At 47.2% G+C, this 16610-nt stretch carries 15 protein-coding genes; all 15 read right to left on the bottom strand.

Annotated features, from left to right (window positions below; all coding sequences use genetic code 11):
- Positions 1-143: 143 nt before the first annotated feature.
- The gene (recA, locus tag H7F26_RS15900) at positions 144-1190 is read right to left on the bottom strand and encodes a recombinase RecA (RefSeq protein WP_003181926.1); all 1047 of its coding nucleotides are present in this window, start codon (positions 1188-1190) and stop codon (positions 144-146) included.
- A gap of 167 nt (positions 1191-1357) precedes the next feature.
- Positions 1358-2608, bottom strand: coding sequence for a competence/damage-inducible protein A (locus H7F26_RS15895; RefSeq protein ID WP_003181923.1), 1251 nt, complete (start codon positions 2606-2608; stop codon positions 1358-1360).
- Positions 2609-2627: 19 nt separating this feature from the next.
- Positions 2628-3209 (bottom strand): CDP-diacylglycerol--glycerol-3-phosphate 3-phosphatidyltransferase, encoded by a 582-nt coding sequence (pgsA, locus tag H7F26_RS15890; protein WP_003181921.1) that lies wholly within the window; start codon positions 3207-3209, stop codon positions 2628-2630.
- Positions 3210-3275: 66 nt separating this feature from the next.
- A complete protein-coding gene (locus H7F26_RS15885) occupies positions 3276-4178 on the bottom strand; it encodes a helix-turn-helix domain-containing protein (protein WP_003181919.1) in 903 nt (300 codons plus the stop codon).
- 17 nt (positions 4179-4195) lie between these two features.
- Positions 4196-4987, bottom strand: coding sequence for a YmfK family protein (locus H7F26_RS15880; RefSeq protein ID WP_003181917.1), 792 nt, complete (start codon positions 4985-4987; stop codon positions 4196-4198).
- 247 nt (positions 4988-5234) lie between these two features.
- Positions 5235-5492, bottom strand: coding sequence for a DUF3243 domain-containing protein (locus tag H7F26_RS15875; RefSeq protein WP_003181915.1), 258 nt, complete (start codon positions 5490-5492; stop codon positions 5235-5237).
- A gap of 70 nt (positions 5493-5562) precedes the next feature.
- Positions 5563-6294, bottom strand: a complete 732-nt coding sequence (gene ymfI / locus H7F26_RS15870) for an elongation factor P 5-aminopentanone reductase (RefSeq protein WP_009328491.1) — start codon at positions 6292-6294, stop codon at positions 5563-5565.
- An 87-nt stretch (positions 6295-6381) separates the two neighbouring features.
- Positions 6382-7668: an EF-P 5-aminopentanol modification-associated protein YfmH gene (yfmH, locus tag H7F26_RS15865; protein WP_003181912.1), complete on the bottom strand. Its 1287-nt coding sequence runs from the start codon at positions 7666-7668 to the stop codon at positions 6382-6384.
- On the bottom strand, positions 7665-8945 hold the full coding sequence (gene yfmF / locus H7F26_RS15860; protein ID WP_009328492.1) for an EF-P 5-aminopentanol modification-associated protein YfmF: 1281 nt from the start codon (positions 8943-8945) through the stop codon (positions 7665-7667). Before yfmF ends, yfmH begins: the two co-directional genes overlap by 4 nt.
- 141 nt (positions 8946-9086) lie before the next feature.
- The gene (locus H7F26_RS15855) at positions 9087-10292 is read right to left on the bottom strand and encodes a bacillibactin exporter BcbE (protein ID WP_031314629.1); all 1206 of its coding nucleotides are present in this window, start codon (positions 10290-10292) and stop codon (positions 9087-9089) included.
- Between the two features lie 135 nt (positions 10293-10427).
- A complete protein-coding gene (locus H7F26_RS15850) occupies positions 10428-11153 on the bottom strand; it encodes a GntR family transcriptional regulator (RefSeq protein WP_003181905.1) in 726 nt (241 codons plus the stop codon).
- A gap of 132 nt (positions 11154-11285) precedes the next feature.
- Complete coding sequence (locus tag H7F26_RS15845; protein WP_011197982.1) at positions 11286-13631, bottom strand: DNA translocase FtsK; 2346 nt, start codon at positions 13629-13631, stop codon at positions 11286-11288.
- A gap of 119 nt (positions 13632-13750) precedes the next feature.
- Entirely contained in the window at positions 13751-13966 is a 216-nt protein-coding gene (locus H7F26_RS15840) for a YlzJ-like family protein (RefSeq protein WP_003181904.1), read from the bottom strand.
- Entirely contained in the window at positions 13963-14709 is a 747-nt protein-coding gene (locus tag H7F26_RS15835) for a ClpP family protease (protein WP_003181902.1), read from the bottom strand. Before H7F26_RS15835 ends, H7F26_RS15840 begins: the two co-directional genes overlap by 4 nt.
- Before the next feature lie 104 nt (positions 14710-14813).
- Positions 14814-16478 (bottom strand): ribonuclease J2, encoded by a 1665-nt coding sequence (gene rnjB / locus H7F26_RS15830; RefSeq protein ID WP_003181900.1) that lies wholly within the window; start codon positions 16476-16478, stop codon positions 14814-14816.
- Positions 16479-16610: the final 132 nt, after the last annotated feature.

Here is a 16610-nt window from a genome sequence, read left to right as displayed (position 1 = left end):
CAAGCTTACGGTCTTAACGTTTCTGGATTAAACGCCTTTCAAACTGCCCTCATGAAGAGGATGGATGGAAGAGAAGCGCCTGAAAGCGAAGAATAAAGTAAAAGGCTGCCGATCGGGCCGGCAGCCTTTCACACGTTTCATGATTAAAACTCGAGTTCTTCCTGAGCTTGGGCCTCGTCTTCCTGTGCAGGAGCAGCGCCTCCAGTATCCAAACCGTAGTGCTCCCGGATCTGCTCTTGAATCATCAAAAGGATATCCTTGTTTTCTTTCAGGAACTGTTTGGCGTTTTCACGGCCTTGTCCAAGGCGTTCCTCCTGATAAGAGTACCATGCACCGCTCTTTTGAACGATGTCAAGCTCTGTTCCGAGGTCGATGATTTCCCCTTCTTTTGAAATTCCTTCCCCGTACATAATGTCCACTTCGGCTGTCCGGAATGGAGGTGCCACTTTGTTTTTCACGACTTTGATTTTCGTCTTGTTCCCCATGACGTCGTTGCCTTGTTTCAGCTGCTCTGCGCGGCGCACTTCAAGGCGGACAGAAGAGTAGAATTTCAGCGCTCTTCCGCCTGGCGTCGTCTCAGGATTTCCAAACATGACACCGACTTTTTCACGAATCTGGTTGATAAAGATCGCGATGGTCTTCGATTTATTGATCGCTCCGGAAAGCTTGCGAAGCGCCTGAGACATCAGTCTGGCCTGCAAACCGACGTGGGAATCCCCCATATCTCCTTCGATTTCAGCTTTCGGCACAAGCGCTGCTACAGAGTCGATGACAACGATATCCACCGCTCCGCTTCTGACAAGGGCTTCAGCGATTTCGAGCGCCTGCTCGCCCGTATCAGGCTGTGACAGCAAAAGCTCATCAATGTTGACGCCCAGCTTTTGTGCATAGACGGGATCAAGCGCGTGTTCGGCGTCGATGAACGCCGCTTGTCCGCCCTGCTGCTGAACTTCGGCAATCGCATGAAGCGCCACCGTCGTTTTACCGGAGCTTTCAGGCCCGTATACTTCAATAATCCGGCCGCGCGGGTATCCGCCCACTCCAAGAGCCGCATCGAGCGCTAAAGAACCGCTCGGAACTGTTGAAATTCTCGTTTCAGTTTGTTCGCCGAGTTTCATAATCGAACCTTTACCAAACTGCTTTTCTATTTGTTTAAGCGCCATATCTAAGGCTGCCTGACGATCACTCATTCTATTTTCCTCCTTTATCACTTCCGCTATATCTACTATACCTTGTTTATGCGGATTTGCCAAGAAAAAAGCGAACGCATATTCGATTTTTTTAAGAGGAAAAATCGATCTCCTAAAATGGAATGGCCTTTTTCGAAAGAAAGATATTCCGAAAATCCGGTTTCCGCTTATTTTTCCATCATTTTCAGCAACAGATGGCAGCCGTATTTGGCAGAACGCTTCCGCACCGCAGACCTGGATCCGGCGAACTGAAATTCGAACGCTTCCTCAGCCTGGTCCTTCACGGAGATGCCGATAAACACCTTTCCAGCCGGATGGCCTTCTTGCGTATTCGGCCCGGCTACTCCAGTGAAGCTGATGCCGATATCGCTTCCTGTCTTGACTCTGATGCCTGCGGCGAGCTCTTTAGCGCATTGCGCGCTGACCGCACCATAGCGCTGCAGCGTGTCTTCCGAAACGCCGGCCGCTGACACTTTCAATTCGTTTGTGTAGCAGACGGCGCCGCCTTTGAAATATTCGGAAGCGCCGCTCATTTCCGTCAGCCAGCTGGAAAAAAGCCCGCCTGTAAAGCTTTCCGCAGCAGCCAGAGTCATACCCTTGCTCCGGCATGCTTTCGCAAGCTCTTCTGCGAGGGATGTATCATCATACCCGTAAAAGAATTCTCCGACCCGCTCCAAAATGCGGTCTTCCGTTTCTTTTAACAAGCGGTTTGTCTCCTCCGGATCCGCATGCTTTGCCGTAAGCCTGAGCGTGACTTCCCCGTCTGCCGCAAGCGGAGCGATTGTCGGATTAGTCTGCGCATCGATGAGATCTTCCAAATCGGTTTCAAGCTGGGATTCACCGATGCCGAAGAAGCGCAGCACCCTTGACACGATCTTTTCCCTCGAGCCGAGCTTTTCCAAAATCAGCGGCTTCGCTTCGTTTTCAAACATCGGCTCCAGCTCTTTCGGAGGTCCCGGCAGAAGCATATAAAAGCGCGATTCATGCTCAAGCAGCATTCCCGGAGCCATCCCAAAGCGGTTCGGCAGAACATCGGATCCTTCGAGGATCAGCGCCTGTTTGCGGTTGTTCGGCGACATCTCCCGGTTCGTTTTTTTGAAGTAATCCTGAATCGATTCGAAGGCTTCATCGTCGAGCTTAAGAGGGCGCCCGACAACTTCGGCGATCGTTTCTTTTGTCAGATCGTCTTTCGTCGGTCCGAGGCCTCCCGAAAAAATGATGAAGTCAGACCTTTGCTGCGCTGTCTGAATGACTTGTTTAAGGCGCTCCGGATTGTCTCCCACCGCCGTGTGATAAAAGACGTTAATGCCGATTTCGGCCAAATGCCTGCTGATAAACTGAGCATTTGTATTAACGATTTGTCCGAGCAGAAGCTCAGAGCCGACAGCGATAATTTCCGCTTTTCTTTCCAACTTCATTGTTTCCACTTCCCTACGTTTAGTTCGATGTTTTTAAAGCATCCCAGTTTTTAGCGAAATAATCCCAGCCGGATACGACTGTGAAAAAGACAGCCACCCATAAAGCAAGAGAGCCGAACGGGAAGGATACAAGCTCAAATGGGAGATTGTGAAGCAAAAGGGCAGAGATCGCGATGATCTGGGCCCATGTTTTCACTTTTCCAAGCATGTTGGCTGCGACGACTTCCCCCGTTCCCGCAAGGACGAGCCGCAGTCCCGTTACGGCAAATTCCCGGCTGATAATGACAATGGCCATCCAGGCCGGAGCAAGATGGTAATGCACCAGAATAATCAAAGCGGAAGACACGAGCAGCTTGTCTGCAAGCGGGTCAAGGAATTTCCCAAAGTTTGTTACAAGGTTCAGCTTTCTTGCATAATAGCCGTCAACCCAATCGGTGACCGAAGCGAAAATAAACAGCAGTGCGCCGATCAAATGGGTGACCGGAATCGACTCGCTGCCGAAGGAGACAGCCCCCCACTGAAACGGCACAAGCATGATGACCATAAAAACAGGAATTAATGCGATTCTAGAAAGCGTGATTTTATTCGGTAAATTAAACATAAAGGTTCCTCCATATATGTATGTTTTCCTAATGATGATGAACGCAAGAAAAAGTCATCTGTGCAATTAAGATGACTTTTCCTCCTTTTTATTTTGAATCGTTATGTTTTGTGTCATCACAGTCTTAGGATCGAGCTTGTAAGAAAGAACTTCTCCGTTGATTTTAATTTCAACGCCCGGCGCATATCCGATCCGCAAATCAATTTGCGATTGATCGGTTATATTCTTTTGAAAGGTTTCCCCTTTTTTCATCATTCCTTCTTTAAGAGAGCTTCCTTTCTCGTCGCGCACTCTGACCCATGAGTTTTCGCTTGCCTTTACTTCAAGCTCCAGCTTGTCGGATCCTGATACTTCATAGGTTGTGGAAGAGCCTTCGCTTGCGGTCGCTTTAATGGTCAGCTTGTCGTTCTCATCAGACTGCTGATCCTTTTTTTCTTTGTCGCCTTCAGCGCTGTCTTTCTGCGCATCCGTGTTCTGTTGATTTTCCTTAGTCAGCGGGGAATCTTTTGAGACGTCGTACTTGCTTTGCGATTCCTCTGTTTTAGGCCCTTCAGCCTGCTGATTCCCTCCGCCGTTTACAGCCTGAACAATGACGTAAATGATCGCGATCACAACGATAACGCCGGCTGCCACAAGCAAGGTGGGCAAAAGTTCAAGCGCTTTTGAGGCAGACTTGGGAAGCTCCCTCTGCGGCTTGATTGAAGAAAGCTTCTCAGAAACCTCATCATTGTAAGAATTAGGGATATCTTTTTTAAACTCTTCAAACAAGTGCTCCGAGTCGAGGCCGACAGCTTCGGCGTACTGCTTGATAAAAGCCCTCACATAAAATTTCCCCGGAATGATATCATAGTTTCCTTCTTCAAGGGCCGTTAAATACCTTTTTTGGATCTTTGTGGCCGCCTGAAGGTCGTCCAATGACATCCCTTTTTCCTCTCTGGCTTCTTTCAGCCGATTTCCTAGTTCAGTCACAACAAACACCTTCCATTTTAAAAATCAAAGCCGGAAAAACCTGAATGGTCAAACATCTGCGGTTCTTCAGCGTGCTCATATGTAATCACCTCATCGGGGCTGTTACGCAATTCGATGATGTAGTCAAAATCGTCCATCGTATATTCCGTATTTTGCACGAAAATGTCCGGATGCTCGACAACTTTGGTCGCCGGCAGACGCATAATCTCACTGACGAGCTGCAAATGGCGTTCAGATCCTCTTCTCGTCGACACAATGCCGTCCAAAATGAAAACATTTTCCGGACTGTACTCATCGGCAATCAGCTGGCTTCTGATCGTTTGCTTCAGCAGCGTCGAAGAAACAAAAAGCCACCTTTTGCTTGCACAGACGCTTGAAGCAACAATTGATTCCGTCTTGCCGACGCGGGGCATTCCCCTGATCCCGATCAGCTTGTGCCCGTCTTTTTTAAACAGCTCAGCCATAAAATCGACAAGCAAGCCGAGCTCGTCGCGTTCAAACCGGAACGTTTTTTTATCGTCTGCATCCCGCTGGATATAGCGGCCGTGCCTTACAGCGAGACGGTCGCGAAGCTTCGGTTCGCGGAGCTTCGTGACTTTAATCGTATCCATCGTGTTCAAAATCGATTCCAATCGCTTAATCTGATCTATATGACGGCATTTTAACAAGAGGCCTCTTCTTTGTGTATCGACGCCGTTAATGGTCACAATATTAATTGAAAGCATCCCCAATAAAGAGGATATATCTCCCAGAAGTCCGGGACGGTTGACTTGGATTTCATATTCTAAGTACCATTCGAGCTTTGCCAAATGATAACCTCCCTACCCATCATCGTGGCAAAAATTTACCTTCCTTTATCATAAAGCATTTTGTCTTAATTAGAAAGCAGAATGTTGTGATTAAATAAGAAAAACGTCCGTTTCCCAAAATCGGGAAAAACCTGCTGTATCGGCGCCTGAATGCTGTTTACCCTGTCGGGGCGAAAAGCAAACGATAAAAGCGGTGCCGCAGGCAAAATCGCGCCTATAAAAAAGAGAGAGTGAACACACTCTCTCCTTAATGTGAGCTGTTGTTTTCAACAAGCTTAACCATCACGTTCGCAATGGCGCGCTGCTCTTCTTCGGAAGCCACGCTCCAAAGGTCTGCGAGCACTCGTTCTTGATGGTTTTTTGAATCAACCTCACCGGCCAAATAATCGCCGATCTCATATGCAAGATCTGAGATGGTTTCTTTTGACATTCCTTGTTCTTGGGCATAGTTCAAACGGTCGCCCAAAAAGTTTTTCCACTGATCCCAATTATCCAGTACGGACATATCAGGCCCCTCCATTCTCTTGAAGTTACAGCCTTATTATTCTCTTGGGAATCGTAAACTATACATGTTTTTAACAATGCCAGCCGCCATTAACTGACAAAATTTGACCCGTGATATAAGATGCTTTCGCCGAGAGCAGAAACAAGACGGCGTCTGCAACCTCTTCGGCTTCGGCGAGCCTTCCCATCGGAATCTCATCGGCGATCATCTCTTCTTCCTCTTTTGAAAATGAGCTCATCATCTTTGTTTTTACAGCGCCCGGAGAAACAGCGTTGACTCTGATGCCGCTCGGCGCAAGCTCTTTTGCAAGGGCTTTGACAAACACATTTTGCGCGCCTTTTGTCATGCTGTATAAAACTTCGCACGACGCCCCTGTCTCACCCCAAATAGAGCTGACGGCTACAATAGCGCCGGACTTTTTCCTGATCATCGCCGGAAGCAGATTCCTCGTTAATAGAAACGGGCTTGAGACATGGAGCTGCACCATGTCCTGTACAGCTTCATCGGTCATATCTGTCACAAGCCCGCGGAAGCTTTGTCCGCTGTTCAAGACGATGCCGTCTAGCGCCCGTCCGCCGATGGAAGCGGAAACGGTTTTTGCACCTCCGGGGTCGGACAGGTCGCCGTGAATGATTTCAGCGTGAATGCCGTATGTATGTGACAGCCTTTCTGCAAGTGAAGCGGCCGCCTTCTCATTTGTATGATAATGGAGGAGAAGATCATACCCGTTTTGCGCAAGCTTTTCGCTGATGCTTTGCCCGATTCCGCCGCTTGCGCCGGTGATGAGAGCGAGTTTTGTCATACCATATTTCCACCTTTCCGTTAAAAAAGAAGAAAGGTTCAGCGTGCATCGGAAATATCCCTGCACGCTGAACTTTCAGACCTTGCTTTATGATTTTGGAACGACTTTGCAGACGGTGATCCTGTCTTCCTCAACTTCTTCCTCAATGACGCGGTGAACGTCATCAAGCGTAATCGATTCGAGTACGGTGACGATATCAAACAGACTCGTCTCCAGAAAAGCGTACCGTGTAAACTGGTTGGCGATGTACTCAGGCGAATTCATCGATTTCAGGAAATTGCCGATTTTTTTCTTTCTGGCCAGTTCCAGCTTTTCGGCTGTGATCGTTTCTTTCGCTTTGAACAGCACTTGTTTGAGCTCTTCGGCCAGCTTGTCAGGCTCAGGCGTATCTCCGCCGACAGAGACGAAGCCAAATCCGTGTTCTTCAGTATAGTCATAGCTGAATGTCTCATCGATATACCCTTTTTCATAAATTCTTTCGTAATCGCTTGAGCTTTTGCCAAACAGACACTCGAGGATGAGGTTGATGGTCAGCTCATGCTTCAGCAGGGCTTCTCCCGTATTCATCGGATGAGCGCTTTTTAAACCGACGAGGCATTTTGAGCTTTGAACATTCATTTTAATTTCCTGTTCTTTTTTAAATACGGCCCCAGGCTCTTTAACTTCTTTCCGGACGATTTCAGGCTGGTCTGTATACGGTTTTTTCTGCTGGTTTTCGCGGACCTGGCGAATGATCGCTTCGGGATCGACCGGACCGACGACAAACAGCAGCATATTGCTCGGATGATAGAACGTCTCATAGCATTCGTACAAAAGGTCTTTTGTAATATGAGAGATGCTTTCGATCGTGCCTGCGATATCGATCCGGACAGGGTGCTCTTGATACATGTTTTCGATCAGGCCGAAAAACAGGCGCCAGTCGGGGTTGTCGTCATACATGTTGATTTCCTGTCCGATGATGCCTTTTTCCTTCTCAACCGTTTTTTCTGTAAAGTAAGGGTCCTGCACAAAGTCGACGAGCGTTTCCAGGTTTTCTTCCACATTTGACGTGCTTGAAAACAGGTAGGCCGTTCTTGTGAAGGAGGTAAACGCATTTGCCGAAGCTCCCTGCCTGCTGAATTGCTGAAAAACGTCGCCGTCTTCTTTTTCAAAGAGCTTATGTTCGAGAAAGTGTGCGATTCCATCAGGCACGCGGACCATTTCATCTTTTCCGAGCGGGACAAACTGATTGTCAATCGACCCGTATTTTGTGGTAAAGACCGCATATGTCTTGTTAAATCCTTCTTTCGGAAGAACATAGACATCGAGGCCGCCAGGCATTTTTTCGTAATATAGTGTTTCCTTCAGCTGTTCAAATTCGATCGTTTTCGTCAAGATGCTCCCTCCGTCCCTTTGAGAAAGTACGTTGTATCCAAATCGATTTTCTTTCCGACTTCGATGATGTCTTCTTTTGTGACATTGTCGATTCGTCCCAGCCAGTCTTCCAAGGAAAATTCGGTTTGGGCGGCAGCCTGCTGATAAATAAATTCGACTAAACCGTACGGTGTATCAAGCGTTTCAAGAATCTGGTTTTTAATGACGGCTTTCGTCTGGTCGATTGCCTCTTCTGTAAAGCTGCCTTTTTTCATTTCCTGAAACTGCTCCTTGATGATGTCGACGGCTTTTTGATAATTGCCGACTTCAATCCCCGACATCACCATCAACAGCCCTTTAAAGCTTTCGATTCTGGAAGCCGCATAATAGGCAAGGCTGGCCTTTTCCCTGACATTAATAAACAGCTTGGAATGTGAAAATCCGCCAAACAAGCCGTTAAACAGCTGAAGCGCCGGATAATCGTCATCCGTAAAATGCGTTCCCGTCCGAAATCCCATGTTCAGCTTCCCTTGCTTGACATCAGCATCCTCGATGACTTCCTGAGGCTCCCTTGTGCGGGTTTGCTCAAGCTCGGGAACAGGTCTCAGCTCCCGCTCGTTTGCTTCAAAGTATTTGGAAATGTACGAATCCACCTGCTGCTCATCCACATCCCCAACGACGTAAATGTCGAGCTGGTCTTCGCTGACCGCTTTTTGATAAGCTTCATACAGGCTTTGAGGCGTGATGCCGTCCACATCATCAAGCTCTCCGTTGACGTGAAGCGCGTATGGCTCATCTTTGCACATCTCCTGAATCAGCCTCAAATTTGAATAGCGCATTTTGTCGTTATAGACCGCCTGTATTCTTTGCTTTAGTGTGCGTTTTTCCTGAGACACGTACAGCGGCAGAAAGGCCCCGTCTTCAAGCGCCGGCGAAAAAATGATCTCTGACAAAAGCTCAAGCCCTTTTTCCAGAAGCGGTGTCTGATCCTTTAAAAATTTTTCGTTAGCGATATCGAGCCTGAATGTGATGACATGCATTTCCCCTTTTTTGGAGAGATCGCATGATACGGAAGTGCCGTAAAGTTCATCAAGATACGATCTGAGTTCGGCCGTTTTGGGGCGGGTGCTCGTTCCCCGCAAAAGCACATGCGGAAAAAGCGCCCTCTTTGTCACATCCTCTTTTGTTAAAGGAGCAAGCATTTTAAAAATAATCGAGACGGTTTTGAATTTTTCCGTTTTGACAATGTGGCTTGTCAATCCGCGGTGCTTTCCTTTTATTTCGTTAAGGTATGTCATACTAGAACCTCCTTCGTCCTTGTTTATATTATGTATTATGACCACATTTCAGCATATGCGCTTGGACTGTATGGTTGTAATTATATCAACTGGAGGAGATTTAAGGAAACTAAAAAACCTTATGAAAAAGACGGTGCAGATCTACACCGTCTTTGCCGCTTCACTTTCGTCTTCTTTCGGGTCAATATTAAACAGCACAAGCGCTAGTGCAGCTAAACTGCACAAAAGCGATACGATGAAAATCAGCCACCCCGCATTTGTCATCATATAGGCGAAAACCGGCGGTCCGAGCGCAACACCGATAAACCTCATGCTGTTGTAAAACGAAGATATCGTGCCGCGCTCTTCTTTTTCAATTCCCTCGGTAATCAGCGCATCCAAAGAAGGGAGCGCAATTCCGATGCCGATGCCGCCGATGGACATAAACAAAAATAACGGGTAAAAGCTGTGGTTCCACCACAAACCGGCAAACGACAAAGCCAGCAGGATCATGCCGATCAGCACGCAGATCCTCATTCTGATCTTATCGTTTCCGATCAGCTTTCCGGCAAGGTAGGAACTGACGGAAAGAAAAAGCAGCGGAATGCTGAGAAGCGCTCCTTTCGCAATCCCGTCAATTTGATGCTTCTTCTCCAAAGTATCCGACAGGTAGAAGAGCACTCCGAATAAAAGAAACATAATAATTCCGCCGATGACAAAAGTGGAAACAAGCCACCGACCTTCCCGTTTGAAAATTTCCTGTACGCTTTTTGCAAAGTTTTTTAACGTTTGCTTTTCATCATCTTTGTCCTTCGGTTTGGGAACAAAAAACAAGACGAGAAAAAAGCTGGCAAGAGACACGACCGGGATAAACCAAAACGGCATGTACCAAACCCAAGATGCTAAAAAAGCCCCTAATATCGGGCTTAATACTTTGCCGGCAGTATTTGCCGTCTCTATATCTCCGAGTCCCGCGCTGATTTCTTCATCATTTTGGAACAAGTCGCCGATAAACGGCATGACGATCGGCGCTGCGCCGGCTGAGCCGATTCCTTGAAGGACGCGACCTGCTAAAATCATCGCAAACGGATCATTGAAAAAAGTTGAAGCCAAACCTGCTAACGCTCCTCCAGCTCCCGCAATCAGAAGGCATGGGAGCATGATCTTTTTTCTTCCGAACCGGTCCGACATATAGCCGGTAATCGGGATGCATACAATCGCCACAATTGAATAAACCGTGATGATCAACGACACCTGAAACGAAGAAATGTTTAATTTTTTTTCGATCACCGGCAAAACCGGAATCAGCATCGAATTGCCGAGCGTCATCACGAGCGGGACCGAAGACAGCGCAAAAATGCTTTTCATGTCTTTTTTTCTGCTCAACTTTTTTCACCCAATTCATCAGTATTTCCATCTGTTATTGTTCCATGATGCGGGCTTATTTATGTATAGGCGCTCAAGCGGGCAAAAAAAACACGCTCCTAATAGAGCGCCCGCATATCAAAAACGTTTTCTGACGACATGAAATCTGAATTTATCGGCCCTAAAATAGTTTAAAGAATATAAAACGGGCTTATCGTTTTGGTCATAATGAGTCTGTTTGAGCAGCAGCAAAGACGTTTCAGGATCGCATTCAAGAATTTGGGAAATGGTGTCATGATATCCGATTGGCACAATATCGGCAACAGCGTAGCTGATCACGGCGCCGGATTTGTTCTCAAGCCATTCAAACATCGATTCCTGCTCGTGTGAAAAGCCTTCCGGGAGAATGTCCACAGGTATTTTATCAAGACAGTAGACAACCGGCATTCCATTTGCCGTTCTCACCCGCTCAAGCAAAAAGATCTCGGTTTCTTCCGCATATTGAAACCGGAGCATATCTTCTTCAGTGGGAGCGGTAACCTGTGAGGACATAAAAATGGTTCCCGGCGTCATGCTTGCCTGCTCGATCATTTTTGTGACGCTGTTCAGCTGCTCAATACCTGATAGAAATAACGGTCTGGCATTTACAAAATGTCCGACTCCATGCCTTCTGATGATGACGTTTTCTTCTTCCAGTATTCTAAGCGCCTCACGCAAAGCCGTTCTGCTCACACCAAGCATCTTTGACAGCTCAAATTCACTCGGGAGCCGTTCATTTTCGCAAAAGACCCCATTTTGAATATCATCTTTTATCCGATCAATCACCTTTAAACATAACCGTTGATTGTCAGCTTTTATCGACATGTTTTCCCTCCGTCTGACAGATCAGATTCAAATTATCTTTAATTGAGGATAACTATATCATGTTTTGTCAAATAAATAAATAGATGTTTTTTAGTTTACATAATGAAATTATGTTAAACAAGAACTCTCTTCTCAAGAAGAGAGTTCTTCGTATTGCTCTTTTGACAAGAGAACTTCACGGGGTTTTGATCCTTCATATGGGCCGACGATTCCCCGCTCTTCCATGGCATCGATAAGCCGCGCCGCTCTTGTATAGCCGATGCGGAATCTCCTTTGCAGCATGGATACAGAAGCCGTCTGCATGCTGACCACAAGTGCGACCGCTTCGTCATAAAGGTCGTCTGTCACTTCGCTGACCGTTTCCTGCGTCTCTTCTGGAATCATTTCTTCTTGGTATTGGGCTTTTTGCTGGCTGATGACGTGATCGACAACTTTTTCAACTTCTTCGTCTGACAGAAAGGCACCTTGAACGCGGAGCGGTTTATTGGCGCCGACAGGGAGAAACAGCATGTCCCCTCTGCCGAGAAGTTTTTCAGCGCCTCCCATATCAAGAATCGTCCTGGAGTCGGTCTGAGACGATACGCTGAAAGCGATCCTTGACGGAATGTTGGCTTTAATGACCCCTGTGATAACATCGACCGAAGGCCTCTGCGTCGCAATGATCAGGTGGATGCCCGCCGCCCTGGCCATTTGCGAAAGCCTTGTGATCGAGTCTTCAACATCAGAGGAAGCGACCATCATCAGGTCGGCAAGCTCGTCCACAATCACAATGATGTATGGAAGCTCCGGCTGCTTTGCTTCTTCTGCGGCATTCATCCGTTTAATATAGTCGTTATACCCTTCGATATTTCTCGTTCCCGTGTGAGAAAACAATTCGTAGCGCCGCTCCATTTCGTTGACGACTTTCTTCAAAGCCTGCGATGCTTTTTTCGGGTCTGTCACGACGGGAGCGAGCAAATGCGGAATCCCGTTGTAGACATTGAGCTCGACCATTTTCGGATCAATCATCATCATCTTCACTTCGTGGGGCTTTGCCCTCATCAAAATGCTTGTAATGATCCCGTTGACACAGACGCTTTTCCCGCTTCCGGTCGCTCCTGCAACAAGAAGGTGGGGCATTTTGTTCAGCTCTGCCAATACCGCTTCTCCGGAAATGTTCCGGCCGAGGCCGATCATCAGCTTTGCATCCGGCCGGTCATTCAGTTTCGATTCAAGCACTTCTTTCAAGGAAACCATCGCCACTTCCGCATTCGGCACTTCGATTCCAATCGCCGATTTTCCGGGGATCGGGGCTTCGATGCGGATATCCTTGGCCGCGAGCGCTAAAGCCAAGTCGTCACTTAAGTTGACAATTTTGCTGACTTTGACGCCCACATCAGGATAGACTTCATATTTCGTGACGGCCGGGCCGAGATGAACCTGGGTGACTTTCGCCTTAACTCCGAAGCTTTGAAACGTCCTTTCCAGCTTCCTGGCATTGTCGTAAATATTCTTTTTATCCGCCTGCTGCCCTGTGTGCTTCGGATCATCCAGCAATTGAATCGACGGAAGCTGGTAATCCTTGTTTTCTAGCTCTGTAAACGTGATTTCGGGCGCGCCGGAGGCCTGCATTTCCTCACCGATTTCGGGCTCAGCAGGAGGTTCAGCAGGAGCCGCCGGAGCTTCGTAAGCTTGAACTTCGGGCTTTTCATCACGGTCGGAAAAGCTTGAAATAATCGGTTCTGATTGAATAACCGGATCTGGATCAAGGTCCGCTTCTTGTACAGGCTCTTCAGACACTTTCGGTTTTCTCTGCGTCTTTTGTTTTTTTCCGGATTTCTTTTTCGGCGAGCTGTTTTTCAATTGTTTAAGATCTGCTAAAAAGGCCTGCCACTGGTTTTTCATGAAGGAGGCGACCGGGGTCATCCATTTGATCAGCGTCTCCTGAAGCGACCGATCCGTAATCAAAAGAAGGCCGATCAAGATCAGGAAGACGGCGATGATTTTAGATCCTGCAGATGCAAACAGAAAATATGACGCCGCGAATAAAAGGGCTCCAATCATTCCGCCTCCAAGATCAGGCGATCCTGTCTCGCCTTTTACATCCATCAGAAACAGCTCCCACGTATTTTGGATCACGCTCGGAGACTGAACCATTCCCCTTTCGGTCAAATGCTGAAACAGCTGGACATGTGAAAGAAGCAGCATGCTTGCAATGATGCAGTAAAGGCCCGCTTTTCTCCTCGTCAAAAAACTGGGTGTTTTCTTTTTCCAAAATAAAGACAAGCCCGTTAAAAAGAGGCCGAGAAGGCAAAGGATGAACCATTCACCGGCGAAAAAGCGGAACATGTAAATGAACGTTTGCCCTGCTACGCCAAGCTGCAAAACCGCAATAATCGAGATGGCGATACAGATTAATCCGTACAATTCAAATTTAAGATGGATCCGTTTTTTTCCTTGTTTTTGTTTCTTTGTTGATTTTCGTTTTCTTTTTGCCATGTTCCATCACCTTACTGCGTGTTAAAAAATGTAAAAACAAAGAGAAAGCAGCCTTTTTTCGGCTGCGATTTTCCTCTGGATTCCCCTATTATAGCATATTTATCCTTGAGACACTCCAGCTATTTATAAAATGTCAGTTTAAGCGTCTGCCCAGGGGCCGTTTCTTGTTTTAAAAAATCCATCGGGTTCGTGCTGAGAACCTGAACGACCCTTGCTTCCTCTCCGTTCATCTCGACTAAAAGGGGCACGCCGTTTACATCGATCTGTTTTAAGTTCGAGTTTTCCGCCTGCCCTGCGAACACGATTTCCTGCGGCATTGTCGTATACAGAATCATTGGATCATCCCTTCCTGGGCGCCCTTGTTTTGTTCGATTAATTCATTCAGCTTTTGAATCGCCTGTCCGACTCCGCCGGTTTCATCGATTAATCCGTATTTAACCGCATCGTTTCCTACGACATTCGTCCCGATGTCACGGGTTAAATTGCCTTTTGAAAACATCAGTTCTTTAAATTTTTCTTCCGATATGTTGGAATGGCTTGTCACGAAATTGATGACCCTTTCCTGCATTTTGTCGAGATACTCAAATGTCTGCGGCACACCGATGACAAGCCCTGTCAGCCTGACCGGATGGATCGTCATCGTAGCTGTTTCAGCGATATAGCTGTGGTCGCAGGACACTGCGATTGGAACTCCGATTGAATGTCCGCCGCCCAGTACGATAGAGACCGTCGGCTTTGACAGGGACGCCAGCATTTCCGCAATCGCAAGGCCCGCTTCTACGTCTCCTCCGACCGTGTTTAAGATGATGAGCAGACCTTCGATTTTAGGATTCTGCTCTACTGCAACGATCTGGGGAATCACATGTTCATACTTTGTTGTTTTGTTTTGGGGAGGAAGCTGGACGTGACCTTCAATTTGTCCGATAATGGTCAGGCAGTGAATGTTGGTGTCCTGCCCCATCTGCGGGAGTGTCGTTTCGCCGAGCTGCTGGATTTTGTTGACGAGACTGTCTTTTGCGTCCTGCTTAGCCGGCTGCTCCCCTTGGCTGTCCCCGTTTTGTATCCGGTTTGAATCCATCTGGCTCACCTCTTTCTCGAGTTTCTTTTGTATTATGGACAATGGCGTTTTTTTCATTCAACGCAAAAGGCATGAAAAAAAACCAAGAGGAGTCTCTTGGTTTTTTATACTTCCATGATGATTGGAATGATCATTGGTTTTCGTTTCGTTTTTTCGTATAGGAACTGGTTTAATGCCTCACGCATCGTCTGTTTTAAGGCGGACCATTCGACGACGGCGTTTTCTGTGCTTTCGTTGACGAGTTCCCTGACAAGCTCTGTCGCTTCAACGATCAGCTGTTCAGATTCTCTGACATAGACAAAACCTCTCGTGATAATTTCGGGTCCTGAAACTAGATGTTTTTTCTTTTTATCAAGGGTAATCACAACAATTAAGATTCCGTCCTGGGATAGCAGACGGCGGTCTCTGAGCACGATGTTGCCGATATCGCCGACGCCGAGTCCGTCGATCAATATATTGCCTGAGTGTACTTTATCGCCGATTTTAACGTTTTGTCCGCGGAATTCCACGACATCTCCTTTTTCAATCAGGAAAATGTCGCTCCGTTTCATGCCGATTTCTTCGGCAAGCTTGGAATGCGCTTTTTGCATTCTGTATTCACCGTTTACGGGGATTAAATACTTCGGCTTCAGCAAGTTGAGCATCAGCTTCAGCTCTTCTTGACAGCCATGGCCTGATACATGGACGCGTTTTTGTGCGAATACGACCTGGGCGCCCGCTCTCGTTAAGAGATCGACCGCTTTGGAGTAAACAAGCTCCTGACCCGGGATAGGGGAGGATGCGATCAGGACGGTATCCCCTTCCTCAATGTCAAGCTGCTTATGCCCTTGTTTTGCGATCCTGGTCAATGCGGCGAGCGGCTCTCCATGGTTGTCCCCTGTCAAAATCGCGACTTCTCTTTTTGGATACTTTTTGACTTCTTGGACAGGGATGAACATATCTTCATCTGCCGTGACATACCCGAGTTTCATCGCCAGCTGGAGTATCGCCGAAATATTTTTCCCTGAAACTGCAAGCTTCCTGCCGTTTTGCAGCGCGGCATCAATCACCTGCTGAATCCGGTTAAAGTTAGACGCGAACACGGCAATAATCACGCGGTTTTCGGCGTTGTACATCACATCGGATATCTCTCCGCCAACGAGTGCTTCTGAAGGCGTATAGCCCGGCTTCTCGGCATTGGCGCTGTCGGAAAGCAGGCACAGCACACCGCTGTTGCCGATTTTGGCAATTTCGCCGATGTCGCTTGTCTGGTTTAACACAGGTGTCTGGTCAAATTTAAAATCGCCTGTGCACACGATGGATCCGAGGGATGTTTTAAAGCTGACACCGACGGAATCCGGGATGCTGTGATTTGTTTTGAAGAATGACACCTTTGTCGATTCAAATGTAATAACGGATTTTGAATGAATTTCTCTTAAATCGGGCTTTTTGTTTACACCGTACTGCTTCAGCGTTTCCTTTAAAAGGGCAAGCGTCAGCTTCGTTCCGTAAACAGGCACAGAAAGCTTGTTCAGGCAGTAAAATACGCCGCCGATGTTTTCTTCATGCCCGTGTGTGAGAAAAATCGCCTTTACGCGGTCAGATCGTTCAATTAAATAAGAAATGTCAGGGATGACCACATCGATACCCAGCATTTCATTTTCTGGATGCATGAGGCCGGCGTCAACCACGAATATGTCTGAATCGATTTCAATGACATAGAGGTTTTTTCCGATCTCTCCGACGCCTCCTAAGGCGATGATTCTAATATTTTCTGTATTTTTTTTCAAATTGTAATCCTCCTAATCTAAGTACCCGTCCATCATCACTTGTCCCTATTATACCTGAATCTAAATTTAGAAAACAAGAACCATTATGTATATGACAAACGGTCATCCCCTCCAAAAGAGAATGACCGTTTT

The sequence above is a fragment of the Bacillus sp. PAMC28748 genome (assembly GCF_014250415.1).
Lineage (GTDB): Bacteria > Bacillota > Bacilli > Bacillales > Bacillaceae > Bacillus > Bacillus licheniformis.
Note: the sequence above shows the minus strand (reverse complement) of the source record. Positions and strands in the feature narration are given on the sequence as shown.

Bases quoted from the DNA above. Each gene is read 5' to 3' on its own strand.
- recA (WP_003181926.1), bottom strand. From the start codon at position 1,190: ATGAGTGATCGTCAGGCAGCCTTAGATATGGCGCTTAAACAAATAGAA.
- H7F26_RS15895 (WP_003181923.1), bottom strand. From the start codon at position 2,608: ATGAAGTTGGAAAGAAAAGCGGAAATTATCGCTGTCGGCTCTGAGCTT.
- pgsA (WP_003181921.1), bottom strand. From the start codon at position 3,209: ATGTTTAATTTACCGAATAAAATCACGCTTTCTAGAATCGCATTAATT.
- H7F26_RS15875 (WP_003181915.1), bottom strand. From the start codon at position 5,492: ATGTCCGTACTGGATAATTGGGATCAGTGGAAAAACTTTTTGGGCGAC.
- ymfI (WP_009328491.1), bottom strand. From the start codon at position 6,294: ATGACAAAACTCGCTCTCATCACCGGCGCAAGCGGCGGAATCGGGCAA.
- yfmF (WP_009328492.1), bottom strand. From the start codon at position 8,945: ATGACATACCTTAACGAAATAAAAGGAAAGCACCGCGGATTGACAAGC.
- H7F26_RS15855 (WP_031314629.1), bottom strand. From the start codon at position 10,292: ATGAAAAGCATTTTTGCGCTGTCTTCGGTCCCGCTCGTGATGACGCTC.
- H7F26_RS15850 (WP_003181905.1), bottom strand. From the start codon at position 11,153: ATGTCGATAAAAGCTGACAATCAACGGTTATGTTTAAAGGTGATTGAT.
- H7F26_RS15845 (WP_011197982.1), bottom strand. From the start codon at position 13,631: ATGGCAAAAAGAAAACGAAAATCAACAAAGAAACAAAAACAAGGAAAA.
- H7F26_RS15840 (WP_003181904.1), bottom strand. From the start codon at position 13,966: ATGATTCTGTATACGACAATGCCGCAGGAAATCGTGTTCGCAGGGCAG.
- H7F26_RS15835 (WP_003181902.1), bottom strand. From the start codon at position 14,709: ATGGATTCAAACCGGATACAAAACGGGGACAGCCAAGGGGAGCAGCCG.